The organism is Paraburkholderia sp. RL17-373-BIF-A (genome assembly GCF_046030175.1).
Lineage (GTDB): Bacteria > Pseudomonadota > Gammaproteobacteria > Burkholderiales > Burkholderiaceae > Paraburkholderia.
This window is the reverse complement of record NZ_JARESO010000002.1, coordinates 403,830-428,799: the sequence shown is the minus strand read 5'-3', so window position 1 is coordinate 428,799 and position 24,970 is coordinate 403,830. Positions and strand designations below refer to the sequence as shown.

Below are 24,970 nucleotides of genomic sequence, written 5' to 3'. Positions count from 1 at the left end.
GGCGGAATGCGTGGAATCGCGGCGGGGCCGTTGTCGATACTCTAGCGCGAATGGGCACCTGGATGCTGCGGGTCGTGCGTTAGCCTATTCTCCACCCGCGGCAATTCAGTACTCGACGAGAATAGTCACACGACGATTCGCGGCGCGCGCCACCGCGTCATCGCCGATGATCAAGGGGAAATTGTCGGCCCGCCCGATCGCGGCCATTCTGTGCGCTTCGATGCCTTTGTCCGCGAAGAAGCGAACCACCGCACCGGCTCGTGCGGAAGACAGCTCCCAATTGGATTCGTATTTCGCCGTCGAGATGGGCGCGTTGTCCGTATGTCCTTCCACGAGAATGTTGTTCTTCGACTTGTCACGCAGCACGCCGGCAATCTGATTCAACACGCCGAACGATTCCGGCAATAAACGCGCGTCGCCCGAATTGAACAGAACCTTTGCGTTGATGGCGATTTCCACGCCGTGAGCCGCGTTCGAAATCGTAATCCGGCGATTGTCCTGAAGTGGCTCCAACAGAGAAAGAAGCCGCTTCTTCGAGGCATCCGGCGTAGCGGACGTCGCCTCTGTCACCGCATGGCGCTCCAGCGCCTTGATTTCGAGTTCCCTCGTCTTTGCCAACTGCAGCACATAGAGCGCGAGGAACAACACCATCAGCGTCGTGATGAGATCGGCGTAGGAGATCAGCCAGCGCCCGGACTGCTCCTCGCCTTCGGCGGCGTCATAGCCGGTCTTATCCGCCGTGAGGCGCTTGTTACCCGAGGAGGTGTTCATACCCGAAAAGCCCGCGTCCGAAATTACGTGTGATGGGTTCCGGCTCGCTCGTCATATGCGCGAGCCGGACCCGGCTAGCCCAGCAACTCGGCCGATCTTTCCCGCACGTCACCCGCGAGCCGCGTCTCGATGGTGTGAGGCGACTCCTTGCGCGAGATCGCGAGCAAGCCGTCGAGATATAAACGCCGGAAGCGCAATTCACTATCCACCTGTGCCCTGATCTTTCCGTACAACGGCAGAAAGACCAGATTAGCGAGAGCGAGGCCATATAGCGTCGCGACGAAAGCCACCGCGATACCTTGCCCGAGTTGCGCGGGCTCGAGCATATGGCCGGTCACCTGAATCAGACCCAGCACGGCGCCCAGAATGCCGAACGTCGGCGCGTAACCGCCCGCCTGTTGCCAGATCCGTGCGGCCGCCATGTGATTGCGCTCGTATGCATCCAGTTCTCGTTGCAAGGCGTCTTCGAGCACAGCCGTCGATACGCCGTTTGCCAGCAGTTCCAAACCTCGTTTGGCAAATGGATTGATGCCCCCCGCCTCGATCGACTCGAACACCAGCATGCCGTTCAGCTTCGCCTGATCGCCCCATTCGAGCAGGACGGACAGGCTCTCGCGATCGACCTGCCGCGCCTTCACAAAAGCCAGGCGCAGTTGCTTGATACCGTCGTAAAACCTCGCCCAGGTGTTCTGAATCATCACCGCACCGAAGGTGCCGCCCAGAACGATGACGAATGCCTCCAACTGAAACAGCGAAGTGAAGTGCCCGCCCTCGAGCGAAAAGCCCGCGACGATCGCCGTCACGCCGAACACCGCGCCAAATAGCGTCAAAAGATCCATACGTCCTCTCGAATGGCCGCCCGCGCCTTCGAAACTCGAAGTCGACAGTGCGTGCCGTTTGCGTGTTGCGCGTCAGGCATCCAGCTTGGACAGCGGCGCAGGCGCGGCAGCCGGAGCTTTGATCGCCCGCACGGTCTCGAGAAAGCGTTCTTCGATCTCGGCAATTTCGAGCGGATCGATCTTGATCTCACGACGCATGACCCACGAGACTTCTTTCTTTCTCGCCTCGGTCATCACCGAGAGCAGGCGCTCGGCGATCGGCTGGCCCGTCACGGCGGAAAGCAGTTTCGCGAGGTCGTATGTGTCGAATGCGCTCACCGCTTCGAACAAGGTTCGTTGGTCGACAAACTCCAGATCGTCGAGCGACTTCAGTTCGCTCAGACCACGAGTATTGCGGCGCGAGAAATAGCTGATGCCCTTTTCTTCGACATAGTTCAGCACCTTGGTCTTGCGAAAAGCGAAGATGTCTTCCGCGATTTCAGCGTGGGACAGCTTGTTGAGAATCACCTTCTTCTCGACGCCGATCAAGGCTTCCAGGTCGTCCAGTTCGATCAGTTCCAACTCGCTGCTGATGGAGAGATCGAGATCCTGGTCCGCCACCTGTTGCGCACGCTCGGTGATTCGAAGCGGATCGAACGTGACCAGTTGCCGGCTCGTCGCGCCGTCCTGCGCGGAATAGCGCGCCGACGTGTTGCTCGAGCGATCGGAGCGGCCCGGTTCGAGCGAAACGAGATTGAGTTTCTCCATCCGTTTGAGCATAGCCATCACATGCGGACGCGAATGACCGGCAATCGCATGGCACTTCCTGATCACGTCGGGCAGTGGTACCGAGAATTCCTCGCCTTGCGCTCGGCGCATGCGGCCGTCCGGTCTGTCGGCGTTCTCGCCGCCCGCCATCAACGAAAGGACATGCGCGTACGACACGACGCCCGGCAGAAAATCAGCGTGCGTATTGGTGGCGAGAACGTCGTCCTTCTTTTTCACTCGCCGGATCAGCGTGCGTACGATATGGCGAAGCAACGGCGAGACGCGCTCGAGTTCGTCCTCCACCACGTTGGCCGCGATGACGGTCAATTGGCAGAAGCTCAGCGCTTTCGCGGTATGTGCCCGTGGTTCGGGCGGCAACAAAGCCGCCTCGCCGAAAAACTCGCCTTTGCCTAGTGTCGCGAGAATCACTTTCTTCTCGTCGCACTGGGTGGAGATTTCGACTTTGCCATCCGCAATGACGTAGACGACGGCGTCGCCCGCGAAGCCTTCGGAATAGATGACTTCGCCCGGAGCCGCTGTACGCGACCATGGCGATCGTTGGTGATTCAAGATGATTCCCCCGAAGAGCTATTTCCTCGTCCAGCGCCAGCCGTGCTGAAGGCTCGCGCGTGTCCGATGGTCCACATTATTGGACTGGATAACGACATGCAAAACGCAAAGCTTTAATAAACGTAATCCTCAGACTTAACAGTGCCAACGTTTGGGAGCCTTACTGGACAAGGATTGGCGCGATGCAGCTTTTTTCGATGGATGACAGAAAGGTCCGCCGTCGACGCACCGGACGTTCATGAAAATGTAAGACTCAATTTTTTCGTCACAATCGCGAAAAAATTTGGAATAAGCGGAAACCCGAGGTGTTTGCCCCTACATGACAGCGACGAACGCTGCACGGTAGTGACGAAACAGGCATGTACGCGCTGCTCTCGTTGCAAGCGGGTCATGTCAGTGGACGAGTAAAGACGTAGCTTCACTTAATTCGCAAGGCGTCTTCAATCTTTTACTAGTTAGGTATCCAAATGAAAAGCAAACTTTCCATCATTCTCTCGCTGATCGTTCTCGCTTCGGCAGGTTTCGCTACCCAAGCCTCGGCGAAGGAACATATGCACACGAACACGCAGCAGTGTGTCGGCCCCGCAGGTTTCTGCACCCCGTACTTCGGCAGCTAATTCAGCACGCTTTCCAGGCAATCGTTGCCATCCAACTCATCGCATTTACGAAGGAATTTTTATCATGAAAAAAGCTCTTGTTTGTTTCGCTCTCGCCGTCGGCACGTTGGCCGCTCCTGTTCTGAGCTTCGCACAATCGAATGCCCCCGTCACACGCGCCGAAGTGCGTGCCGATCTGGTGCGCCTCGAACAGGCGGGCTACAACCCTTCGCTTGGGGACGATGCTAATTACCCCGCCGCCATTCAAGCCGCCGAAGCGAAGGTCGCCGCGCAGAACGCTCCGCAAACGACGCAGTCGTCGTACGGCGGCGTGGCGCAGGACGGCAGCTCTTCGTCCGGCATGCACAAGCACGCGTCGACGGATTCCAGCTGCGTCGGCCCCGTCAGCTTCTGCAACGTCTTTTTCGGCAGCTGAATGACACGTATCGGGAATCCTGTTCCGCCTTCGATATCAACAGGATTCCTACTTTTCACAAGCAATTCTAAATATACTCAAAGAAGAATCTCTCACTTGTAAACCGGAGTTTGTCATGAAAGTTTTGTCTCTCGTCGCGACGGCCTTGTCGTTGTCCGCCGCCCTTTTCGCCTCGACTGCCGCGATGGCGCAAGATGCCAAACCGCAGAATGCGCCGGTCCACAACATCGTTCTCGTACACGGCGCATGGGTGGACGGCTCGGGCTGGAAACCGGTCTATGACAGACTGACCAAAGACGGTTATCACGTCACCATCGTGCAGGAACCGCTGACCTCGCTCGACGACGACGTCGCCGCGACCAAACGCGTGCTCGATCAGCAGAACGGCCCGACGATTCTCGTGGCCCACAGCTACGGCGGTTCGGTCATTACCGAAGCCGGCGTGAACCCGAACGTGGTGGGCCTGGTGTACGTGGCCGCGCACGCACCGGCAGTCGGTGAAGACGAAAGCGACCTTGGCAAGGGCATGCCGAGCTACACGTCGAAGCAGCCGGGCGCGATCATGAAGACTAGCGACGGATACACCTATCTGAATCCCGCGGACTTCCCCAAGGATTTCGCTGCCGATTTGCCGCTCAAGCAAGCGCAGTTCGAATCGCACGCGCAAATCCTGACGGCCGCAAAAGTCTTCTCCGCGCCGATGACAGTCGCCGCGTGGATGACCAAGCCGAGCTGGGGCATCGTAGCGGCCGACGACAAGATCATCAACCCCGATCTCGAACGCTGGTATTACGCACGCGCACATAGCCATACGACGGTGATCCCGGGCGCAAGCCACTCGGTCTACGAATCACGGCCGAAGGAAGTGACCGCTGTCATCGAGGACGCGGCAAAGCATGCGCAGTCTTGAACTGGCGTATCGACAATCCACAGCGATTCGAAGAGCCTCATTTCGCCAAGCAATCCCTCTCTGCCCGCCATGCTGCTCTCAGCGTGGCGATGCTCGAGCATCTGCAACAAGCCATCCTCTGAACTTTAGCGCCCACGGCTGCAACTTCGTCGCAGCCGGATGAGCCACGTCGTCTGCGACGGCAACAATTGCCTGGTCGGCTCGACAAAACCGCTCGACACGCGATCAAAACCGCCCTCCCGCCGCCTCAGCCGGCGCGCGACACGCACAACCGATAAGACGCGCCGAACGACGACGACTGTCCGAAACCGGGCAGCCGCGTGCCTGCGAATTACGCTCACGATCTCATCCCGCGCCTCAAAACCAACGCGCCATCAACTTGTTATTGTTTTCCATGAATGTAATGATATAACATTCCGGAGACGTTTCAAAAGACTACCGCAGTTGAAAGGAGATCCGCACCGCTATCCAGCGCCGCGCACGTTCAGCCCCAGGAAATCCGTCGACCAAGACAGAAAAAACGCATCCCCCCAGTCGCCAACACACTCGAATACATAACGATGAAAAACCGCACGCGCGTCTCCTCTGCAGCCTTACTGCTGTTCGCAATGGCCGCCCGCGCCCACGCCGCAACCGACGAAAGTTCAGTAACCGGCGCAGTCATAGATGCCACCGGCCAACCCGTCGACAACGCCACAGTGATCGTGCAGAACGCAAGCGGCGCCGCTGTCAGCGAGGCGAAAACGAACGCCGAAGGCCGCTTTGCCATCGCGCACGTGACACCGGGCACCTACGCGGTCGTCGTCACCGCAGCGGGCTTTGCGAGCGGCAACAGCATCACGACCACGAGCGCCGGCACGGAAAGCACCGTCAGTGTCAGTCTCGCGAAGAGCGGCACACTCGACGTTCAGGTGAACGCGAAGCGACTGGACAGAGCACGCAATGGGTTGTTGCCGGAGACCGGTAGCAGCGTGTACCGCTTCAGCCAGGCCGATATCGATGCGCTACCCGCGGGCCAGGACACGCCACTGAATCAGGTGCTGCTTCAGGCGCCCGGCGTGGCCAGCGATTCATACGGTCAATTGCACGTGCGTGGAGACCACGCCAATCTGCAGTACCGTATCAACGGCATCATGATTCCCGAGCCGATCAGCGGTTTTGGGCAGGCGCTCGACACGCGCATCATCGACCAGGTCAATCTGCTGACCGGCGCGTTGCCGGCACAGTACGGCTACCGCACGGCCGGTGTCGTGGACATCCGCACGAAGACGGGCGATGCGGGCAATGGCGGCACGATCGACGTATTCGGCGGCAGCCACCAGACCCTCAAGACCAGCGCGGACGTGTTCGGCACGCAAGGTCCGTTCAGCTACTACTTCAGCGGCTCGCTCGGCGTCAACAACCTCGGCATCGAGAATCCCACTGCAAGCGCGAACGCCATTCACGACCACACCCGTCAGGGCGACGCGTTCGGTTATATGTCGTACATCATCAATCCACTCACGCGGGTGAGCCTGATGTTCGGCACCACGAGCAACCAGTTCGAAATCCCGAACACGCCCGGTCTGCCGACCAATTTCACGCTCAACGGCAACAGCACGTTCAATTCGAGTCAGTTGAACGAAACGCAATCGGAGTTAAACAATTTTGCCGTGGTGGCGCTTCAGGGCACCAATGGCGGCGCACTGGACTACCAGGTCGCGCTATTTACCCGCTATACGCGAACGCAATTCAATCCCGATCCGGTGGGCGACCTGCTGTTCAACGGCGTAGCGTCGCAGGACTTTCATAGCAACTCGGCCAATGGCGCGCAAGTTGACACCACGTGGCGACTCAACGCCAAGCATACGATTCGCGCCGGCCTGTTCTTCCAACAGGAGCACGCGGTATTCGACGACAGCGTCAACGTCTTCGCAACGGACGCAGACGGCAATCAGCTATCCGACCAGCCCTTCAATATCCACGACTCGAGCAGCAAAACCGGCTACCTGTACAGCGCTTACGTGCAGGACGAATGGAAAATCACCGACAAGCTCACACTCAACTACGGGCTACGTTACGACAAGATGGACGAGTACGTCAGCGCGAGCCAACTGAGTCCTCGCATTGGGCTTGTCTATGCACTGACGCCGACCACCACCTTTCACGCCGGCTACGCGCGCTACTTCACACCGCCTGCGTTCGAACTGGTGTCGGGCTCGACCATTAGCCGCTTCAACGGCACGACAAACCAGAGTCCGTCGAGCCAGAACGATCAGGTACAACCCGAACGCAGCCACTATTTCGATCTCGGCGTCACGCAGCGCCTCGGTTCGAACGTGACAGTCGGCGTCGACGCTTACTATAAGAAATCCACCAACCTGCTCGACGAAGGACAGTTCGGCTCCGCCCTCATCTTCACGCCGTTCAACTATCAATACGGACGCGTGTACGGACTCGAGTTCACCGCGAACTACAAGCAGGACAACGTGTCCGCCTATCTGAACCTAGCCTACAGCCGCGCGCAGGGCAAACAGATCGACTCCGCCCAATTCAATTTCGAAGCGGACGAACTCGCCTTCATCAACGACCATTGGGTGTATCTGGATCACGACCAGCGCGTGACCGCGTCATTCGGCGGAACGTACGACCTCGGCAGAACGACGTTCACCTTCGACGGCCTTGTGGGCAGCGGCTTGAGAAGCGGTTTTGCCAATACCGATCGCCTACCCGTCTATGCGCAGATCAATCTCGGCGTGATCCAGCACTTCAACCAGCCTCTCGTCGGCAAGTTCGATGCACGCTTGCTGGTCGTCAATGCGTTCAATCGGGTCTATGAGTTGCGCGACGGCTCGGGCATCGGGGTGGGCGCGCCGCAATACGGCCCGCATTTCGCCGTCTATGCCGGTATCACCAAGCATTTTTAAATCTGTCACACGGCAACGAGGTCGGTTATGCAGGATTGGACGAATGTTCTGGCGGCGGTGCGTGTGGGCGGATGGGTTATCTATCCGCTCACGGTACTCGCTGTTCTGGCGGTTGCGATCGTCCTCGATCGCGCCTATGTATTTTTGCGTTTTGGCCGCTTGCCGCCAGGCATTCACGCCGCGCACGATATTCACAAGGTTGGATCAACCGTTCATCTGGATAACGGATTGAATCACGCCGCGAATCAGAACGCATTCAGGCGGATGAATGCACCGTGGCTGCCCGACCCGTCCATCCCGCTGTGGTTGCGCGAAGCCAATGCGCAGTCGGTCGCTTCGCAAATCGAGCGCGATATGAGCAAGGGTTTCTGGGTGCTGGAGACGATCGTCACGGCCGCGCCGCTGCTGGGCCTGCTCGGCACCATCGTCGGCATGATGCATTCGTTTCAGTTGTTCGGCGGCACGGGGCTCGTCGATCCGGCCGGCGTCACCGGCGGGGTGGCACAGTCATTGGTGGCGACTGCGATCGGTCTCGTCGTCGCGCTGTTCGCACTCTTCGCGTTCAACTACTTTTCACGGCGGCTTGAACGTCTGATGGATGAACTCGAATCGTTCGCGAATGCGCGGCTCGGTGAAATCCGCCTTGCCGCGGCCGCTGCCGCTGCCGGAGCGCACTCGTGAAGTTCAAACGCTCGCGCGCGGCCAGGCGCGGTCGCATCGAAATCATTCCGATGATCGACGTGATGTTCTTTCTGCTGGCGACGTTCATGCTCGCTTCGCTCGCCATGCAGCGGCTCGATGCCGTTAAGCTGACCTTGCCCGCGGGCCGCGCGCAGCAGATGGACGCGCACGAACCGTTGACCATTTCGGTCGATCGCCGCAATGAGATCTTCGTGAACCATCTGCCCGTGCGTCCCGATCAGATCGAGCCGACGATAAAGCGCCTGTTGCAGCCCGACGCAAATGTCGTCATTGCCGCCGACGACGCAGCGGGCCACGGCACGGTCGTGCAAGCCATGCTCGCCGCACGCCGCGCCGGCGCGGCGCATTTTCTGATCGCCGTGCATCGTGAATAGCGCGACGCGTCTGACCACCACCGTCGATGGTTCGCCGAAGCTTCGGATCGGGCTGGCGATTTTTATCGCGCTCGTGCTCTGGCTCGTGTTTCTGTTCGCGCTCGGACATTGGCTCGCCGCAACGACATCCGAACCGGCACCAGACAAGCCGCTGGAGATGCGCGTGGTGGAACTCGATCCACCGCCGGCAATACATACCGAGCCAACGCCTGTGGTCAAGCCACCGCGGCCGGTCGAGCCACACCCGCATGCCGTGCCTAGACACACTGAAGCACCCGCTCCACGGATTCCGACGCCGGATAGGCACCCAGCCCAGATCACTGCTCCCAATGAACCCAGCGCGCCCGCCGAGTCCCCCGTGCATTCAACCAACTCGTCGGAGGAAAGACAAAGCACATCACAACCCGCCATCTCTGCCGGTGATGCAACCGCGCGCGCCATCGCGCAACCGTTACCGGAGTTGCCCGACGACCTACGCGAGCAGGCCTATCAAACCGTCGCGACCGCGCGCTTCGTGATTCATGCCGATGGCTCGGTCGATGTCGAACTGCTCAAGCCGACTCCCAATCCACGCCTCAACCAACTTCTCCTCGAAGCCCTTCGCGAATGGCGCTTCTTTCCGGCGTTGCAGAGCGGCCGTCCGGTCGAAAGCCGGCAGGACGTCCGCGTGCATTTCAACGTGAACTAGCGCGCCGAGGCGTCGTGCCCACCGGCGCGCCATCACCGCCGGCAACTACTGTGCACTAGCAGTCGTCTCGTTCGCAACGGACTCGCCCTTCATCTTCCGAACCGCATCGGCCGCCGAAGGCGCAAGGTTCTGCCCGGCCAGCGACGCGTCGAACGCTTCGCGGCGCGCCTGCTTCGCTTGCTCGTAGTCGGCGTCCAGTTCAGCGATACGGCGGTCGTACCACCTCTTCACGCAAGCCTGATCGGTACAGTTGTGCTGGCGCCACAGCCATTGATGCGTGCGCGCGGCTTCAAGCGCGGCCGTGTCGAGCGTGGTGTCTTTCGCGCGCTGCCACGCCGCGGCGAGACGGTCGTCGAGTGCCGACAGTGCCGGATCCTTACAGACGATCTTTTCCGACGCGGACGACTTGCTCGTGCACTTGAAGCTTGCCGCGGACGCATCCATAGCAAGCGTGGCGCCTGCGACCAGTAAGCCGATCGACAGCAATGCGCACGGCGTCGTGAGGCGTTGAAGGGTGCGGGAGAAAACGGTGTTCAAGGTGGACATACCGGGCCTCTGTTCAGGGAAATAACCAGGCTCAGGCGCGGCGAGACTGTGTCGCGGCCTGCTGCCATGCAATCAAGGACTGCGATAGCGGTGACAGCAGGATAGCGCTCATGAAGTGGCCCGATGACGGGAGAACATGCCGTGATTCAAAAGTGCTTACACGATATTTCCACGCAGCACCGGCGGCATCGATGACGGTATCGATCAGGCAACGATTGCGAAAGTTATGCAATCCAATCTATTTTTCTTATCGGGTGGAATGACACACGCAACGGAGTCGCTCGACGCGCCACCTCGTCGAACCACCCGACACCCTGCCCTACCCCATTGTTTTTGCGGCGCTTTCTAATTAATGAAGCGCTCCAGATCGCGCCCGCAATTAGCGGCAACAACCAGAAAGATTCGGATAGCTTATTTCGATCGTCTTTCTGGCAGCCGCGCCACGCCTTCTTTCCCCTATCACGCCCGCCTATATTGAACCCGCGCACCGAGGTCGATTGCGGTGTGATTCAAGCGGTCCCCATTCCGACGGTCGCGGACAATGTCCGCCCCGCGTCAATCGACGACAACGACAGGAGACAAAGATGCCTGGTCTTTTCAAAACAGGATGTGCAACACGAGGCTGGCCGCTAGCAGTACGGACCTGGCTTCTTCAACAGACCGTCGGCGGCAGATCATTTGCCGCGCTAATGGGCGCCGCGCTGATTGCGATGCTCGGCATGCCGATCAACGCAAGCGCTGCCACCACTGGTTTAGCCAACCTCCCCGCCGTCATGCCGGCCATGAACTGCGCCGCCGTGATGAGCATGGACCTCAGCGGCGTCACCGATGGCACGGTCACCATTACGTCCGCGACGGTGCTCCCTGCAGGCACCGTCGTGGGGCAGAACACACTACCGGCAGCCGTGTGCGATGTGAAGGGGACGATCGGACCGGGCGCCTCGCTATTCGAGTTGCAATTGCCTACGCAAGGCTGGACGCAGCGCTACTTGCAGGCCGGTTGCGGCGGCCTGTGCGGCAACCTGTCCGTCAATGCGCCGATGGCCTCGACCTGCGTACCGGTGACCAACGGACAGATCGCGATGGCCGCGACCGACATGGGCCACGAAGGTGGTAACGACGGCTCGTGGGCACTCAATCCGCAAACCAAGATCGACTTCGCGTATCGCGCGGAGCATGCCACCGCACAGGTCTCCAAGGCGATCATCAACAAGTTCTACGCGCGGCCAGCGAAGTATTCGTACTTCGATGGTTGTTCCGATGGCGGACGTGAAGCGTTGATGGAAGCACAGCGTTTCCCGGATGACTTCGACGGCATCGCGGCGGGCGCGCCAGCAAACGACCTCATCGTTCAGAACACATTCCATCACGCGTGGCCCGCGGTAATCAATCTCGATCCGAAGACCGGCAAGTACGTTCTGCTCGCCAGCAAGCTGCCGCTGATTCACGCTGCCGTGCTGCAAGCGTGCGATAGCATCGACGGTGTCACTGACGGTGTGATCGACAATCCGCAAGTGTGCCACTTCAATCCGCAGTCCATGCTGTGCGCAAAAGGCCAGGCGGCATCCACCTGTCTGTCGCAAGCCGAAGTGAATGTCGTACGCGAGATTCATGACGGTGCCACCGATGCGAACGGCGTCCACCTCGAACAACCGGTCTCGCGTGAATGGGGCGGAGAGTTGAACTGGAGTCTGTTCGTGCCGGCCACCGACGCCGGGCCGAGCGGGAGCATCAACTTCGTTCTGCCGTTCCTGCAGTACCTCGACTATTTCAACGGTTCGAATCCTTCCGCCACCTTGAGCAACCTCAAGTTCACGATCGAAGGCTTCCTGAAGACCGCGCCGGTGTCGAGCTATCTCGCGGCAACCGATCCGGACCTGAGCCCGTTCGCCCGCCGCGGCGGCAAGCTGATCCTGTGGCACGGCCTCGAAGATCAGCACATCACGCCGCGCGGCACGATCGAGTACTACGAGCAGATGAAGTACTACATGGGTAGCGACAAGGTCGATCAATTCACGAGGCTCTATCTGTTCCCCGGCGTCGCGCACTGCGGTGGCGGCAACGGCCCGAACACGTTCGACATCGTGACGTCGGTGATGGCGTGGGCGGAGACCGGCACCAAGCCGGGCAAGATCGTCGCCTCGATCGTGGACGCGAACGGTCAAACGACGCGGACGCGTCCGGTGTTCCCGTATCCGGCCGTAGCTCACTACACGGGCTCGGGCAGCACGGACGACGCTGCCAACTTCGTGGCCTCCACGCCGTCATCGGATCCGCACGTCGATCTGCACTGGATCGGCGAGTGGCTCTACTCACCGGGTTATGAAGCCTGGTGTCAGACCCACGGTTCGGATCTGATCTGCAAAGGCGGCAATAACTGGAGCAGCTATCGTAAGGTTCCGACTCACTGGAACAACAACTGAGGCCATTCAGGCTTTAGTGAACTGAACTGAAAAGACTACGCTCCTGCTATCCGCACCTCTTGCGAGGCAATGCGGTTAGCAGGAGTTTCAGCTACAAAAAAAGCCCGCTTTCGCGGGCAACCCTTCTCGACACGACACACAACCCCTTCAACCCTTCGTCGCCCCAAACGTCAACCCGGCCACAAAATGTTTCTGCATCGCAAAGAACATCGCCACTGACGGCAATGCCGCGAGAATCGATCCCGCCGAAACAAGATTCCACGCCGTGGTCCACTGCCCTTTCAATGCGGCCACGCCCACGGTAATCGGCGCGGCGTCGTCGCCTTGAGTCAGACACAGCGCCCAGAAGTAGTCGTTCCAGACAAACGTGAACACGAGAATCGCCAATGCCGCGAGTGCCGGCCGGATCAACGGCAGCACGATCTTGAAGAACACTGTCCACTCATTCGCGCCTTCGATGCGTGCCGCCTCGACCAGTTCGAACGGCAACTGTTTGATGAAGTTACGCAGAAACAGCGCGCAAAATCCCGTCTGAAACGACACGTGAAACAGAATCAGCGCACTGACGGTATTGAAGAGACCAAGTTGCAACGACAAATCCCGCACCGGAATCATCAGCACCTGCACCGGCACGAAATTGCCCGCCACGAACGTCGCGAACAAAGTCGAATTGCCACGGAACCGGTAGATCGCCAACGCGAAACCGGCCATCGCCGCCAATGCAATCGAGCCCACCACGGCAGGCACCGTGATCAACACACTGTTCCAGAAGTAATGCAGCATCGGCGACGTGGTCAGCGCCTCGCGATAGTTTTCGAACATCGCGAAGTGCTTCGGCCAGCCCCAATAGTTGCCCTCGCTCAACTCTTCTGTCGAACGCACGGACGTGACGAGCACCGCGATCATCGGCAGCAGCCAGATCAGCAGCGCGACCGGCAACGTCAGTTTGTACATGCGGCGAGTGGCCGGCTTCCATTTGTCGATGGGAATCGGAAACATGGTCGGCTCCTTATTGCTCGGCGCGCAGCATCCGCCGCAAGTGATAAACGATGTACACCAGCATGATGGCAAACAGCACGACCGCCACCGCCGCCGAATAGCCGATGCGGTAGTACTTGATCGCCTGGTCGTACATGTAATACGCGAGCACGGTCGAGCTTTCGAACGGACCGCCGCTCGTCATCACCGAGATCAGATCGAAGCTGCGCAGCGCGCCGATGATAGTCACCACGATCGCCATGAAGGTGGTCGGCCGCAGTTGCGGCAGGATCACGTGCCACAGCATCGACCAGCCGCGCGCGCCTTCCATGCGTGCGGCCTCGATCTGTTCGGCGTTCAGCGACGTCAGGCCGGTCAGATAAAGAATCATGCAGTAGGCGGTTTGCGGCCACAGCGCCGCGAACACGATGCCGAACGTCGCATAGCGCGGGTCGCCGAGCACCGGCACGCCGTGGCCGAGAATCATTGCGAGCAGGCCGAAGGTCGGGTCGTAGAACCACGAGAAGATCAAACCGACTACTACGCCCGACAACACGAACGGCGCGAAGAAAAGCGATTTGACGATACGGATGCCGGCCACCGCCTGATTCAGATACAACGCGACGGCGAGGCCCATCGGCGGAGCGAGCAGGAACAGCAGCAGCCAGATGACGTTGTTCTTGAGCGCCGTGTAGAACGTCTGCGCATGGAACAACTCCACGTAGTTCGCGAGGCCGACGAACGACGGGTCGCTCATCCCATCCCAGTTGAAAAAGCTCAAGCGGATGGTCGACAGGATCGGCCACACCACGTAGATGGCCACCATCACGCAGGCCGGCGCCAGAAACAGAAAAGCGGCGCGCCGCTGCCGGCGCGCGGTGGGCGACGGACGGCGGCGCCGTGCGGTGGCCGGCTTGCCGCCACGCAAGGCGCCGCCCGGCGTGGGCAAACCCGGACCGCCGGGTTCAGCGGGACCGCCGACAGTGTGGCGGGTGACGGAATGCGACACGATCGTTCTCTCCAGATCAGATGCAACGGAAGGCGGCCTCACGGCCACCGCCGCTCACTTCTTGTAGATCCGCTTGCGCGTCTGCTCGAGTTGCGCGAGCACGTCGTCGAGCTTCGTGGGATCGGAGATGAACTGCTGCATCCCCTTCATGCCTTCGTCGGCCATTTCCTTGGTCATGTCGCGATCATAGAACTGCGCGATGCCGCCCTTGGTGTTCGCAAGAATCTGGAAGCCGATCTTGGAGATCGGATCTTCCGGTTCCGGCGACTTGCTGTTCGCCGACAACGAGCCGAGCCCGGTTGCCAGCTTTGCGCCGATTTCGGGCGTCTCGACGAACGCCAGGAATGTGTGCGCATCCGCCTTGTTCTTCGCCTTCGACGGAATATGCAGCGACTCCACCGGACCGTCTTCGGCCGTCGGCACCTTCGCGTCGATGATCGGGAACTGGAAGTAGCCCATTTCCGGCTTCACGTTCGGCGGGAAACCAGCGGTGATGAACGTGCCCATCAGCATCATCGCGGCCTTGCCCTGGAACAGGAACGGCTGCACCGAATCGAGGTCGTAGGAGAGCGAGTTGTCGATGAAATAGCCCGCGTCGATCAATTGCTTCCACGTCGTGTAAACCTTCTTCACGCGTGGATCGGTGTACGCGATCTCGCCCGCCATCAGCTTCTGATGGAACGCATTGCCGTTCAAGCGCAGGTCGAGATAATCGAACCAGCCCGCAAGCGTCCATGCGTCGCGGCCCGCCACGGCGATCGGCGTGATGCCGGCTGCCTTCAGCTTCTTGCAGTCTTCGAGAAACAGATCCCACGTTTTCGGCTCGCCGCTAATGCCCGCCTTCTGAAACAGATCCTTGCGATAGAACATGCCCCACGAGTAGTACACGGTCGGGGCGGCGTACTGCTTGCCCTTATACGACGACGCTTCCTTGGTCGACGCATACATCTCGTTCCAGCCGTTCTTCGCCCAGTCGCCGCTCAGGTCTTCGAACAGGCCGCGTTGCGCGTAATAGGCCATGCGTTCGCCGTCATGCCAGTTGACGATGTCGGGCGCGACTGTTGTCAGCCAGCCGGGCAGTTGCACCTTGTACGCTTCTTCGTCGACGAACGACACCTTCACGTCGATGCCGGGATGCGCCTTCTTGAAGTCGTCGACGACCGATTGCCACACCGCGCGCTGGCTCGCGCCTTTGAACGCGATATTGGCCGTGAGCGTACCCGCCTGGGCCGTGCTGACGGCCGACGTCCCCACAGCCGCGGCAGCCAGCGCGAGTGCCAACAGAATTTTGCGTGGTTTCAGTTTCATGTTGCCTGTCTCCTTTATTCCTTGATTTTGCGTCGTTGTCGTTACTGCATGGAATTTCGTTGGACACTGCGTCGGTGCATCAGACCACTATCGGGTTCGATAGACGGCCACGCCTTGCGGTTCGATTGCATGCGAACCGATCACGAAGGCATCGTCGGCTACATCGGCGAGCGTGTGCGTCGCGTCGCCGTAGTTGAACACGTAGGTCAGCGCGCCGCGGCGGCTCACTCGCACGCTGTCGCCGAGCGGCATCGTTGCCACACCCGCTTCCTGCGCGATCCGCTCGAACAAGCGCAGGGTAAGCGCATCATCGAACAGACTCGCGAGGTAGTGGAACGCGCCGCTTCGAACATACGCGGGATGGCCGTCCGCGAATCGGGCGCGCACGTCGAGCGAATCAGCCGCGTCGCTCTCAACAAAATCACGCCAGTGACGCGCGAAACCGTCCGCTTCACTCGAGGCCGGATTGTCCAATAGCCGCACTGCTTCGGTCACATTCGGCCGCATCGATTCGACACGCCATACGCGCAACGGCAGCACCGACCCCAGCGCGCCAGGTGGCAGGTTCGCGGGAATCTGCAAATCCTGAGTCTTCGAACCCGTGCGCGGCCCGAGTACGACCTGCGCGCCCGAACTCGCCAGACGCGCTGCAAAATCAGCCGGCAGGACCGGCAGCGGCGGCACGACGATCAGACAGTAACCATCCAGCGGCGCGTCGACCGGCACGATATCCACGTCGAGGCCGAGCGCGCGCAGCGCCGAGTAATACTCGAAGGCAAAGCGCGGATAGTGAAAGTCCGCTCCCTGCGGATGAATCTCGAACAGCCACTTCGCCTCGTAGTCGTAGACGAGCGCGACTTTCGAACGAATCGCGGCATTGGCGTCGGCATTCGCGGCGAGCACTGTGCGAATCTCGCCGACAACTTGCGCCGCCTCGTTGCCACCCACGTCGAGCCGGTTATCGGGCCTGTTCAGTCCCGCATGCATCTGTTCCTGCGCGAACGGCGCCTGACGCCAGCGGAAGTACGACACACAGCCCGCGCCGTGCGCGAACGCTTCCCAACTCCACAGCCGTACCATGCCCGGCAGCGGCGCCGGATTCCACTGCGCCCAGTTCACCGGACCCGGCTGCTGCTCCATCACCCAGAACGGCAGCTTCGACATGCCACGATAGACATCGTGATTGAACGACGCGAAGTCGGGATGCCCGCTGCGCAGCCAACGCGCCTTTACCTCCGGCGCGAACCATTGTTCTTCGAGCGCGCCGAGCGGATAGCTGTCCCACGTCGCCACGTCGAGATCGGCGGCGACCTTGTAGTGATCGAACTCGGTGAAGAGTTGCATGAAGTTGTGCGCGACCGGCCGTCCCGGCGAATGCGCGCGGATGATCTCGACCTGCATGCGGTTATAGCGCGCCACCTCGTCGGACGCGAACCGCCGGTAATCGAGGCGATGCGAAGGATGCGCTTCCGTCACGGTCGCCACCGGCGCGTCGATCTCGTCGAAGCTGCGGTACTCCATGCTCCAGAACACCGTGCCCCATGCGCGGTTCAATGCGTCGATGGTGTGATAGCGCGCTTTGAGCCACTCGCGAAAGCGCCCCACCGCCGCCGGCGAATAACTGACCACCGTGTGATGGCAGCCGAACTCATTGTCGGTTTGCCAGTAAGCGACAGCCGGATGCTTGCCGTAGCGCTCGGCCACCGCCGTGCAAATCCGCTGCGACGCGGCGAAATACGACGGCGAAGAAAAGTCGTAATGACGACGCGAACCGAACGCACGAGGACGGCCGTCCGCACCGACCGGCAGAATGTCGGGATGGCGGTCGATCAACCACTTGGGCGGCGTCGCTGTCGGCGTGCACATCACCACTTGCAGGCCGGCTGCGCCCAGCACATCGATCGAGCGGTCGAGCCAGCCCCAATCGAATTCGCCCGGCGTCGGCTCGATCCGGCTCCAGGCAAATTCGGCGATTCGCACCTGTTCGATGCCGAGGGCTTTCATCCGGCGAGCGTCGTCTTCCCACATCGACTCCGGCCAGTGTTCCGGGTAATAACAGACTCCAAGGCGCATCCGAATGTCCTCTATGCGTAGTGTTCGACGGATTCGAGCGAAGCGGCGGCAAAGCCGTCTTCGGTAAACAAATGACAGGCGGGACGGGGCACGCGCAAGCTCGCGCGCTCGCCGGGCGCAAGGCGTGTATTGCCCGGCGCTTTGGCGATCAGCGCGGCGCCGCCAGGCTGATCGAGGTGGACATAACTGTGTTCGCCGAGTTGCTCGACGAGCGACACGGTGCGCGTCAGCACGGCGTCGTCAGGCGCGACGGACGATGCGTCGACAAACTCCAGGTGTTCAGGACGCACGCCGAGCGTGACCGCTTGCGAGGTTTGCAGCCCCGCGCCGTTCACCGGCACGCGCACGGTTTCTTCCGTGTGATCGAGCGTGACGGTTACGCCTTGCGCATCGACCAAGGCCACTCTTCCCGGCAGAAAATTCATCCGCGGCGAGCCGATGAAACCCGCGACGAAACGGCTCTTCGGACGGTGGTACAACTCGAGCGGCGCGCCGATCTGCGCGATGCTGCCGTAGCGCTCAGTGTCCTTACCGGCATGCAGCAGCACGATCTTGTCGGCGAGCGTCATCGCTTCGATCTGGTCGTGCGTCACGTAGACCACGCTGGCCTTCGCGAACTGCTTGTGCAGCCGCGCGATTTCGATACGCGTCTGGCCACGCAGCGTGGCATCGAGGTTGGAAAGCGGCTCGTCGAATAGAAACACGCCGGGCTCGCGCACGATGGCACGGCCAATCGCCACCCGCTGCCGCTGACCGCCCGACAACGCCTTGGGCTTGCGATCGAGCAACGCTTCGAGTTGCAGAATGCGCGCGGCTTCACGCACCTTGCGGTCGATTTCATCCTTCGGGGTTTTAGCGAGCTTCAGGCCGAACGCCATGTTCTCGAACACGCTCATATGCGGAAACAGCGCGTAGCTCTGGAACACCATCGCCACGCCGCGTTGCGCGGCCGGCACGTCGTTCATGAGTTGGCCGCCGATCGAGAGGTCGCCGTCGCTGAGGTCTTCCAGGCCGGCGATCATGCGCAGCAAGGTCGACTTGCCACAGCCGGACGGACCGAGAAACACGCAGAACTCGTTTTCGCCGATCTCGAGATCCACGTCGCGGATCACTAGCGCGCCGTCGCCATACGCCTTCTGCACGCCTCTTAACGAAATGCTCGCCATCGCATCGACTCCGTGATTTAATCGGCTCGAAGTCGGAGATTAAGCGCTTAATCAGCAGGGCCGAAAAAATCGATCGCTTGGGATCGTTGGGGCCTTGCCTGTCTCCGAGATCGTTTTGTCTGTGCGACAGATGGTGCCGCGCCTTCGCTCGTGATGCAAATGTCGGGCAGGCATCCCAAATACTGAAAACATCATGCCCACACTCAGCGAAGTCGCGCGTCATGCCGGCGTCACCCCGGCCACGGTGTCCAACGTGCTGCGCAATCGCGGCCGGGTCGGCGCGAACACGCGACAGCGCGTGCTCGAGGCCGTCGAAGCACTCGGCTACCGGCCGCATCTGGCCGCTCGCGCCCTCGCCGAAGGTCGCGCGCCGACGCTCGCGCTGATGGTGTCGAGCATCGCCAATCCGTTCTATCCGGAGTTCGCGCTCGCCGTCGAACGCGCGGCGCGCACGAGTGGCCACTTCGTGATCATCTGCAATACGAACGAAGATCCGCTGACCGGCCGCGCGTATCTCGACCAGATCGCCGGCACACTTTCCGAAGGCGTGCTCGTGACGAATGCAAACCTCGATTTCGCCGACCTTCATACGACTGAATCGCGCGGCACACCGGTGGTGCTGTGCATGTGGGAACGGCCTAACGAGCCGCCGGGTCTGCCGTGCGTCGCTGTCGATTTCCGGCGCGCCGGCGAACTGGCCGGCGCGCATTTGCTGGAGCTCGGCCATCGACGGATTGGCGCGATTGTCGGCAGTAAAGCCTCGGGAATTCATGCGGCACGTTACGAAGGTTTCGTCGACGCGCTACGCGCCGGGGGCGCGCCGAAAGGCCGCGTGAAACATGGCGCCGATACGATTCAGGGCGGCTACGAAGCGGCACGCGCACTGCTCGAAACCAATCCGAAGCTCACCGCGATCTTCGCGACCAACGACCTGCCCGCGCTCGGCGCGATGCACGCCGCCGCTGACCTCGGCCTGAACGTGCCGGCGGACCTGTCTGTGATCGGCATCACCGACATCCAGCTCGCGCGCGAATCGCGCCCCGCGTTGACGACGGTCGCCGTCCCGACGGTCGAAGTCGCCGGGCTCGCGGTATCCCTGTTGCGCGAGTTGATCGAGACATCGTATGGTCAGGCGGGTCGCGGCGTGGCAAGCGTGCCGATGCGGGTCGCCTCGCCGCCCGAACTGGTCGTACGCGCATCCACCGGCGTGCCGCGTCCGCGGTGATGCGGCCATAGCAGCGTCGCGCACGTTACGCGGCGAATCCTTCATTCGCGCACGCTGTCTTGCGGGCAAGCACTCGCGCCTCAGACGCCGATAAAACCTCAATCAGCCTTCAATTACCTTTCAATCGAGCCAGGACTTTCCCCAACTCCGAACGCTCGATCTCGCACCGCACAACTTCATCCAAGCCCCACCACATAAGGCGCGCGGCCTTCCGACGAGTTTCTGCACGTCATCTTCCATTCCGATCATTTCCTTGACGAGCGTCGACGCGCCTGCTGTACTAAATCAACCAAAGTGATTTAGGCGGCGCGAATCAACCCGAGTCCAGGTCGTTTCGAACCACCTTCATCCTGCATCAGGCCATAAACCAGGTTGTCAGCGCGCAGCGTTCGCGCAGGCAGCCGCCAGCAGTCCACAACGTCGTTGCCAAAAACCGGAGGAGCGTCCCATGAATCTGAATTCCCGCAGGCTTCCTGTCACCAGGAAAATCGTGTCGATGTGCGTCGCGGCATCGGCGGTATGGTGTGCGAGCGCGAGCCAGGCGGCTGACCAGCCTGTCGTCGGCCTCATCACCAAGACCGACACCAACCCGTTCTTCGTGAAGATGAAACAGGGCGCCGAAGCGGCCGCCTCGAAAGACGGCGCGAAGCTGATCACCGCCGCCGGCAAGTTCGACGGCGATAACGCGAGCCAGGTCACCGCCATCGAAAACATGATGACGGCCGGCGCGAAAGCAATCCTGATCACGCCGAGCGACACCAAGGCGATCGTGCCGAGCATCAAGAAAGCGCGCGCCGCCGGCGTAATGGTGGTCGCGCTCGACACGCCGACCGATCCCCAAGACGCCACCGACGCCCTCTTCGCCACCGACAACTTCAAGGCCGGCGTGCTGATCGGCCAATACGCGAAAGCCGCGCTGAACGGCAAGCCCGCGAAGATCGCCACGCTCGATCTCGCGCCCGGCGTCTCGGTGGGCGTGCTGCGTCATAACGGCTTTCTGGAAGGCTTCGGCGTGAAGGAAGGCGATCCCTCGGTGGTCTGTAGCCAGGACACGCGCGGCGATCAGGCCAAGGGCCAGACGGCGATGGAAAACTGCCTGCAGAAATCGCCCGACATCAACGTGGTCTACACGATCAACGAACCGGCGGCGGCGGGCGCTTACCGCGCGCTCAAGGCGGCGGGCAAGGATAAGAGCGTGATGATCGTCTCGATCGACGGCGGCTGTGAAGGCGTGCGCAACGTCAAGGCCGGCGCCATCGCCGCGACCTCGCAGCAATATCCGCTGAAGATGGCCTCGCTCGGCGTGACAGCCGGTGTCGAGTATGCGAAGACCGGCAAGAAGGTCTCCGGCTATCAGGACACCGGCGTGACGCTGATCACCGACAAGGCGATGTCCGGCATCGACAGCAAGGACACCAAGTTCGGCCTCGACAACTGCTGGGGCAACAAGTAACGCGCACTGAACAGCGGCCCGCTTCGCCGGGCCGCCATCGGATTTGCCGCGTGGCCAGCCCGCCACGCTCATGTATCGAGGTCATCCATCATGTCGACTCCTTCCGCGCCCGCCGGCCACTCGCGTTCGTTCGCCGAGCGCATGCCATCGCTTGCCGAAGTCGGGCCACTCATCGCACTGGTACTGGCTTGCGGCTTCTTCATTTCGCAGAGCGACCGCTTCCTGTCGTTCCAGAACCTCTCGCTTATCCTGCAGCAAACCATGGTGGTCGCGGTCATCGCCATCGGCCAGACGCTGATCGTGCTGACCGGCGGCATCGATCTGTCGTGCGGCATGGTGATGGCGTTCGGCTCGATCATCATGACCAAATTCGCGGTCACGCTCGGCGTTCCACCGGCGCTCGCGATTCTCTGCGGGGTTGGCGCGAGCACGCTGTTCGGCGCGCTCAACGGCGTGCTGATCACGCGTATCAAACTGCCGGCCTTCATCGTCACGTTGGGTACGTTGAATATCGCGTTCGCGCTTACGCAGATCTATTCGAACGCCGAGAGCGTGTCGAACCTGCCGGACGCAATCATGTTCTTCGGCAACACGTTCAAGCTCGGCCCCGCGGATGTCACGTACGGCACCGTGCTCACCTTGCTGATGTATCTCGCCACATGGTTCGTGTTGCGCGACACCGTGCCGGGCCGGCATCTGTACGCGCTCGGCAACAATCCCGAGGCCGCGCGCCTGATGGGCTTGTCGTCGCAGAAGATCCTGCTGACCGTGTATTCGCTGGCCGGCGCGATCTACGGCATCGCTGCGCTGTTGTCCGTGTCACGGACCGGCGTGGGCGACCCGCAGGCGGGGCAAACCGAAAATCTCGACAGTATCACCGCGGTCGTGCTCGGCGGCACGAGTCTGTTCGGCGGACGCGGCTCGATTGTCGGCACGTTGCTCGGCGCGTTGATCGTCGGCGTGTTCCGCAATGGTTTGACTCTGATCGGCGTCTCTTCGGTCTACCAGGTGTTGATCACCGGCATGCTGGTGATTCTCGCGGTGGCCGCGGACAAACTTTCCCATCGTCGCGGTTAAAAACGCAATCGCACTTCGTGCATTGGGGCCGGAGTAAGCGCTGAAGCGCCAACTCCGGCCAACAGAGGAGCCCGTCATGTCGACACCAATTTCCGCTTCCGCCGCGATGCCTGTTCTGCAGGCGCGCGGACTCATCAAACGCTATGGCAACGTGACCGCGCTCGACGGTTGCGATTTCGAAGTGATGCCCGGCGAAATCATGGCCGTGATCGGCGATAACGGCGCGGGAAAATCGTCGTTGATCAAGGCCCTTTCCGGCGCCACGGTGCCGGACGAAGGCGAGATTCTGCTCGACGGCAAGCCCGTCAAATTCCGCAGCCCGCTGGATGCCCGCGCGCAAGGCATCGAGACGGTGTATCAGGAACTCGCGGTGGCGCCGGCCATGAGCATCGCCGAAAACCTGTTCCTCGCCCGCGAACTGCTGAAACCCGGCTGGCGCGGCTCGATCTTCAAGATGATCGACAAGCGCCGCATGCTGGACGAAGCGACCGCGCATATGAAAGACCTGCAGATCGGCATCCGCTCGATGCGCCAGGCCGTCGAAACGCTCTCGGGCGGCCAGCGCCAGGGCGTGGCCGTGGCGCGCAGCGCGGCGTTCGCGCGGCACGTGGTGATTCTCGACGAACCGACCGCCGCGCTCGGTGTGAAGGAAGGCAACATGGTGCTGGAGTTGATCCGGCGCGTGCGCGATCGCGGCTTGCCGGTGATCCTGATCAGCCACAACATGCCGCACGTGTTCGAGATCGCGGACCGCATCCATATCCAGCGGCTCGGCCGGCGCGCGGCGCTGGTGAACAGGAAAGACATACATATGTCGGAAGCCGTGGCGATCATGACGGGCGCAAAGGAAGCGGACGTCAAGGCGATTGCATGATGCGTGCATCCTGCTGAGCGGGCTCTCACCATGGAAACCACCGGCACCCGCTCGCCCCTCAAACGCACGGTCGGCTCGAATCAGGTCGGCATGCGGCAGTTCAACGAGCGCATCGTGTTGCAGGCGATCCGCTTGCATGGGCCGCTGCCGAAAGCCGACGTGGGCCGTCTCACGCGTCTTTCGATGCAGACGGTGTCGATGATCGTCGAGCGTCTCATCGAGGACGGCCTGCTCGAAAAGCAGGCTCGCGTGCGCGGCAGGATCGGCCAGCCATCGGTGCCGATCGCGTTGCGCGCGCAAGGCGCGTACACCATCGGCGTCAAGGTGGGACGTCGCAGTCTCGACGTGCTCGCGATGGATTTCGCCGGCCACGTGGTGCACCGCGATGTCTTCGACTACGCCTACCCCGATCCGCGCACATTGTTTCCCGCGCTCGAAAGCAAGCTGGCGCGCGTGAATCAGACGCTCGGCGCGAAGGCCAGCCAGGTGGTCGGCGTGGGCGTCGCGGCGCCCTTGTGGCTCGGCGGCTGGCGCGATTTTCTCGGCGCGCCGCCCGATGCGCTCGAAGCGTGGCACGAGATCGATCTGCGCTCGCGCATCGCCACCATGACGGGCCTGCCCGTGGAGTTCGCCAAAGACACCACGGCCGCCTGCGCCGCCGAACTCGTCATGGGCCAGGGCCGCGGCATCCACAACTTTCTCTATCTGTTCGTCGGCACGTTTATCGGCGGCGGTCTCGTCATCGACGGCCGTTTGCATAGCGGCCCGCACGACAACGCGGGCGCGGTCGGCTCGATTCCGCTGCGCGAAGGCGGCGCGCGCAAACCCGCGCGGCAACTGTTGCACGCGGCCTCGGGTTTCGTGCTCGAAAAACTATTGACCGATGCCGGCGCGCCGGCTGCGGCCGCGCACGATCATCGCGCGTTGTCGCCGGAATTGTGGCGGCATACCGAGCAATGGCTCGATAGCGCGTGCCCCGCGATCGCCAACGCGCTAACCAATGCGGCGGCCCTGCTCGATCTCGACGCGATCGTGATCGACGGCGAACTCGACCGGCAACTGGTGCGCGAGATCATTCGACGCACCGAGCGCGTGCTCGACCGTTTCGAATGGGAAGGGATGGTGCGTCCGCAACTGCTGGAAGGCGCGATCGGCGCCGATGCGCGTGCGATGGGCGGCGCGATTCTGCCGCTCTATGCGCATTTCGCGCCGGTGCATGAACTCTTCCTGAAGCCGGCGGCGGAGACGGCTTATTAGGCGCTGCCGATGTGGCCATCGACACCGGCACGCTTCACTTCA

The 24,970-nt window shown here is 61.4% G+C and carries 23 protein-coding genes; 14 read left to right on the top strand and 9 right to left on the bottom strand.

Annotation, left to right across the window (positions count from 1 at the left end):
* Nucleotides 1-105: 105 nt before the first annotated feature.
* The 3 genes from P0D80_RS04015 to P0D80_RS04005 form a co-directional block, all read right to left on the bottom strand.
* Nucleotides 106-771 (bottom strand): OmpA family protein, encoded by a 666-nt coding sequence (locus P0D80_RS04015; protein ID WP_408281404.1) that lies wholly within the window; start codon nt 769-771, stop codon nt 106-108.
* 74 nt (nt 772-845) lie between these two features.
* Nucleotides 846-1,610, bottom strand: a complete 765-nt coding sequence (locus P0D80_RS04010) for a flagellar motor protein (protein ID WP_408249522.1) — start codon at nt 1,608-1,610, stop codon at nt 846-848.
* Between the two features lie 72 nt (nt 1,611-1,682).
* Nucleotides 1,683-2,927: a Crp/Fnr family transcriptional regulator gene (locus tag P0D80_RS04005; protein ID WP_408281402.1), complete on the bottom strand. Its 1,245-nt coding sequence runs from the start codon at nt 2,925-2,927 to the stop codon at nt 1,683-1,685.
* Between the two features lie 467 nt (nt 2,928-3,394).
* Between P0D80_RS04005 and P0D80_RS04000 the strand changes: the two genes are divergently transcribed.
* The 8 genes from P0D80_RS04000 to P0D80_RS03965 all read left to right on the top strand — a co-directional run bounded on the left by P0D80_RS04000 (nt 3,395) and on the right by P0D80_RS03965 (nt 9,539).
* Complete coding sequence (locus tag P0D80_RS04000) at nt 3,395-3,544, top strand: hypothetical protein (RefSeq protein ID WP_165923924.1); 150 nt, start codon at nt 3,395-3,397, stop codon at nt 3,542-3,544.
* A gap of 64 nt (nt 3,545-3,608) precedes the next feature.
* The gene (locus P0D80_RS03995; RefSeq protein ID WP_132377651.1) at nt 3,609-3,959 is read left to right on the top strand and encodes a DUF4148 domain-containing protein; all 351 of its coding nucleotides are present in this window, start codon (nt 3,609-3,611) and stop codon (nt 3,957-3,959) included.
* A 115-nt stretch (nt 3,960-4,074) separates the two neighbouring features.
* Entirely contained in the window at nt 4,075-4,869 is a 795-nt protein-coding gene (locus P0D80_RS03990) for an alpha/beta hydrolase (protein WP_408281399.1), read from the top strand.
* Nucleotides 4,866-4,991, top strand: coding sequence for a hypothetical protein (locus P0D80_RS03985; protein ID WP_408174879.1), 126 nt, complete (start codon nt 4,866-4,868; stop codon nt 4,989-4,991). Before P0D80_RS03990 ends, P0D80_RS03985 begins: the two co-directional genes overlap by 4 nt.
* A 438-nt stretch (nt 4,992-5,429) precedes the next feature.
* The gene (locus P0D80_RS03980) at nt 5,430-7,775 is read left to right on the top strand and encodes a TonB-dependent receptor (RefSeq protein ID WP_408281395.1); all 2,346 of its coding nucleotides are present in this window, start codon (nt 5,430-5,432) and stop codon (nt 7,773-7,775) included.
* A gap of 27 nt (nt 7,776-7,802) precedes the next feature.
* Complete coding sequence (locus tag P0D80_RS03975) at nt 7,803-8,456, top strand: MotA/TolQ/ExbB proton channel family protein (protein WP_408174882.1); 654 nt, start codon at nt 7,803-7,805, stop codon at nt 8,454-8,456.
* On the top strand, nt 8,453-8,851 hold the full coding sequence (locus P0D80_RS03970; RefSeq protein ID WP_408174883.1) for an ExbD/TolR family protein: 399 nt from the start codon (nt 8,453-8,455) through the stop codon (nt 8,849-8,851). Before P0D80_RS03975 ends, P0D80_RS03970 begins: the two co-directional genes overlap by 4 nt.
* Nucleotides 8,844-9,539: an energy transducer TonB gene (locus P0D80_RS03965; protein WP_408281391.1), complete on the top strand. Its 696-nt coding sequence runs from the start codon at nt 8,844-8,846 to the stop codon at nt 9,537-9,539. Before P0D80_RS03970 ends, P0D80_RS03965 begins: the two co-directional genes overlap by 8 nt.
* 45 nt (nt 9,540-9,584) lie before the next feature.
* Here the strand turns inward: P0D80_RS03965 and P0D80_RS03960 are convergent, their stop codons facing one another.
* Nucleotides 9,585-10,085 (bottom strand): lysozyme inhibitor LprI family protein, encoded by a 501-nt coding sequence (locus P0D80_RS03960; RefSeq protein ID WP_408281388.1) that lies wholly within the window; start codon nt 10,083-10,085, stop codon nt 9,585-9,587.
* A gap of 584 nt (nt 10,086-10,669) precedes the next feature.
* Between P0D80_RS03960 and P0D80_RS03955 the strand changes: the two genes are divergently transcribed.
* A complete protein-coding gene (locus P0D80_RS03955) occupies nt 10,670-12,508 on the top strand; it encodes a tannase/feruloyl esterase family alpha/beta hydrolase (protein WP_408281385.1) in 1,839 nt (612 codons plus the stop codon).
* Between the two features lie 147 nt (nt 12,509-12,655).
* On the opposite strand, the gene P0D80_RS03950 is transcribed toward P0D80_RS03955, so the two are convergent.
* From P0D80_RS03950 to P0D80_RS03930, 5 genes are all read right to left on the bottom strand, one after another.
* Nucleotides 12,656-13,507 carry a carbohydrate ABC transporter permease gene (locus P0D80_RS03950; protein WP_132377659.1) on the bottom strand — a complete coding sequence of 284 codons (852 nt, stop codon included), beginning with the start codon at nt 13,505-13,507 and terminating at the stop codon, nt 12,656-12,658.
* A gap of 10 nt (nt 13,508-13,517) precedes the next feature.
* Nucleotides 13,518-14,495 carry a carbohydrate ABC transporter permease gene (locus P0D80_RS03945; RefSeq protein ID WP_408281382.1) on the bottom strand — a complete coding sequence of 326 codons (978 nt, stop codon included), beginning with the start codon at nt 14,493-14,495 and terminating at the stop codon, nt 13,518-13,520.
* 54 nt (nt 14,496-14,549) lie between these two features.
* The gene (locus P0D80_RS03940; protein ID WP_408281380.1) at nt 14,550-15,803 is read right to left on the bottom strand and encodes an ABC transporter substrate-binding protein; all 1,254 of its coding nucleotides are present in this window, start codon (nt 15,801-15,803) and stop codon (nt 14,550-14,552) included.
* An 87-nt stretch (nt 15,804-15,890) separates the two neighbouring features.
* On the bottom strand, nt 15,891-17,876 hold the full coding sequence (locus tag P0D80_RS03935) for a beta-galactosidase (protein ID WP_408281377.1): 1,986 nt from the start codon (nt 17,874-17,876) through the stop codon (nt 15,891-15,893).
* A gap of 11 nt (nt 17,877-17,887) precedes the next feature.
* The gene (locus tag P0D80_RS03930; RefSeq protein ID WP_408174893.1) at nt 17,888-19,042 is read right to left on the bottom strand and encodes an ABC transporter ATP-binding protein; all 1,155 of its coding nucleotides are present in this window, start codon (nt 19,040-19,042) and stop codon (nt 17,888-17,890) included.
* A 193-nt stretch (nt 19,043-19,235) separates the two neighbouring features.
* Between P0D80_RS03930 and P0D80_RS03925 the strand changes: the two genes are divergently transcribed.
* The 5 genes from P0D80_RS03925 to P0D80_RS03905 all read left to right on the top strand — a co-directional run bounded on the left by P0D80_RS03925 (nt 19,236) and on the right by P0D80_RS03905 (nt 24,928).
* Nucleotides 19,236-20,267, top strand: coding sequence for a LacI family DNA-binding transcriptional regulator (locus P0D80_RS03925; RefSeq protein ID WP_408281374.1), 1,032 nt, complete (start codon nt 19,236-19,238; stop codon nt 20,265-20,267).
* A 448-nt stretch (nt 20,268-20,715) separates the two neighbouring features.
* The gene (locus P0D80_RS03920; RefSeq protein WP_408281371.1) at nt 20,716-21,720 is read left to right on the top strand and encodes a sugar ABC transporter substrate-binding protein; all 1,005 of its coding nucleotides are present in this window, start codon (nt 20,716-20,718) and stop codon (nt 21,718-21,720) included.
* A 90-nt stretch (nt 21,721-21,810) separates the two neighbouring features.
* On the top strand, nt 21,811-22,797 hold the full coding sequence (locus P0D80_RS03915; RefSeq protein WP_132377664.1) for an ABC transporter permease: 987 nt from the start codon (nt 21,811-21,813) through the stop codon (nt 22,795-22,797).
* Between the two features lie 76 nt (nt 22,798-22,873).
* On the top strand, nt 22,874-23,671 hold the full coding sequence (locus P0D80_RS03910) for an ATP-binding cassette domain-containing protein (protein WP_132377665.1): 798 nt from the start codon (nt 22,874-22,876) through the stop codon (nt 23,669-23,671).
* A gap of 30 nt (nt 23,672-23,701) precedes the next feature.
* The gene (locus tag P0D80_RS03905; protein ID WP_132377666.1) at nt 23,702-24,928 is read left to right on the top strand and encodes an ROK family transcriptional regulator; all 1,227 of its coding nucleotides are present in this window, start codon (nt 23,702-23,704) and stop codon (nt 24,926-24,928) included.
* The last annotated feature ends 42 nt before the right edge of the window (nt 24,929-24,970 follow it).

What these genes read in the sequence shown, in the direction of transcription:
- P0D80_RS04015 (WP_408281404.1), bottom strand. Translation starts at nt 771, where the DNA reads ATGAACACCTCCTCGGGTAACAAGCGCCTCACGGCGGATAAGACCGGC.
- P0D80_RS04010 (WP_408249522.1), bottom strand. Translation starts at nt 1,610, where the DNA reads ATGGATCTTTTGACGCTATTTGGCGCGGTGTTCGGCGTGACGGCGATC.
- P0D80_RS04000 (WP_165923924.1), top strand. Translation starts at nt 3,395, where the DNA reads ATGAAAAGCAAACTTTCCATCATTCTCTCGCTGATCGTTCTCGCTTCG.
- P0D80_RS03995 (WP_132377651.1), top strand. Translation starts at nt 3,609, where the DNA reads ATGAAAAAAGCTCTTGTTTGTTTCGCTCTCGCCGTCGGCACGTTGGCC.
- P0D80_RS03990 (WP_408281399.1), top strand. Translation starts at nt 4,075, where the DNA reads ATGAAAGTTTTGTCTCTCGTCGCGACGGCCTTGTCGTTGTCCGCCGCC.
- P0D80_RS03980 (WP_408281395.1), top strand. Translation starts at nt 5,430, where the DNA reads ATGAAAAACCGCACGCGCGTCTCCTCTGCAGCCTTACTGCTGTTCGCA.
- P0D80_RS03975 (WP_408174882.1), top strand. Translation starts at nt 7,803, where the DNA reads ATGCAGGATTGGACGAATGTTCTGGCGGCGGTGCGTGTGGGCGGATGG.
- P0D80_RS03960 (WP_408281388.1), bottom strand. Translation starts at nt 10,085, where the DNA reads ATGTCCACCTTGAACACCGTTTTCTCCCGCACCCTTCAACGCCTCACG.
- P0D80_RS03955 (WP_408281385.1), top strand. Translation starts at nt 10,670, where the DNA reads ATGCCTGGTCTTTTCAAAACAGGATGTGCAACACGAGGCTGGCCGCTA.
- P0D80_RS03950 (WP_132377659.1), bottom strand. Translation starts at nt 13,507, where the DNA reads ATGTTTCCGATTCCCATCGACAAATGGAAGCCGGCCACTCGCCGCATG.
- P0D80_RS03940 (WP_408281380.1), bottom strand. Translation starts at nt 15,803, where the DNA reads ATGAAACTGAAACCACGCAAAATTCTGTTGGCACTCGCGCTGGCTGCC.
- P0D80_RS03935 (WP_408281377.1), bottom strand. Translation starts at nt 17,876, where the DNA reads ATGCGCCTTGGAGTCTGTTATTACCCGGAACACTGGCCGGAGTCGATG.
- P0D80_RS03930 (WP_408174893.1), bottom strand. Translation starts at nt 19,042, where the DNA reads ATGGCGAGCATTTCGTTAAGAGGCGTGCAGAAGGCGTATGGCGACGGC.
- P0D80_RS03925 (WP_408281374.1), top strand. Translation starts at nt 19,236, where the DNA reads ATGCCCACACTCAGCGAAGTCGCGCGTCATGCCGGCGTCACCCCGGCC.
- P0D80_RS03920 (WP_408281371.1), top strand. Translation starts at nt 20,716, where the DNA reads ATGAATCTGAATTCCCGCAGGCTTCCTGTCACCAGGAAAATCGTGTCG.
- P0D80_RS03915 (WP_132377664.1), top strand. Translation starts at nt 21,811, where the DNA reads ATGTCGACTCCTTCCGCGCCCGCCGGCCACTCGCGTTCGTTCGCCGAG.
- P0D80_RS03910 (WP_132377665.1), top strand. Translation starts at nt 22,874, where the DNA reads ATGTCGACACCAATTTCCGCTTCCGCCGCGATGCCTGTTCTGCAGGCG.
- P0D80_RS03905 (WP_132377666.1), top strand. Translation starts at nt 23,702, where the DNA reads ATGGAAACCACCGGCACCCGCTCGCCCCTCAAACGCACGGTCGGCTCG.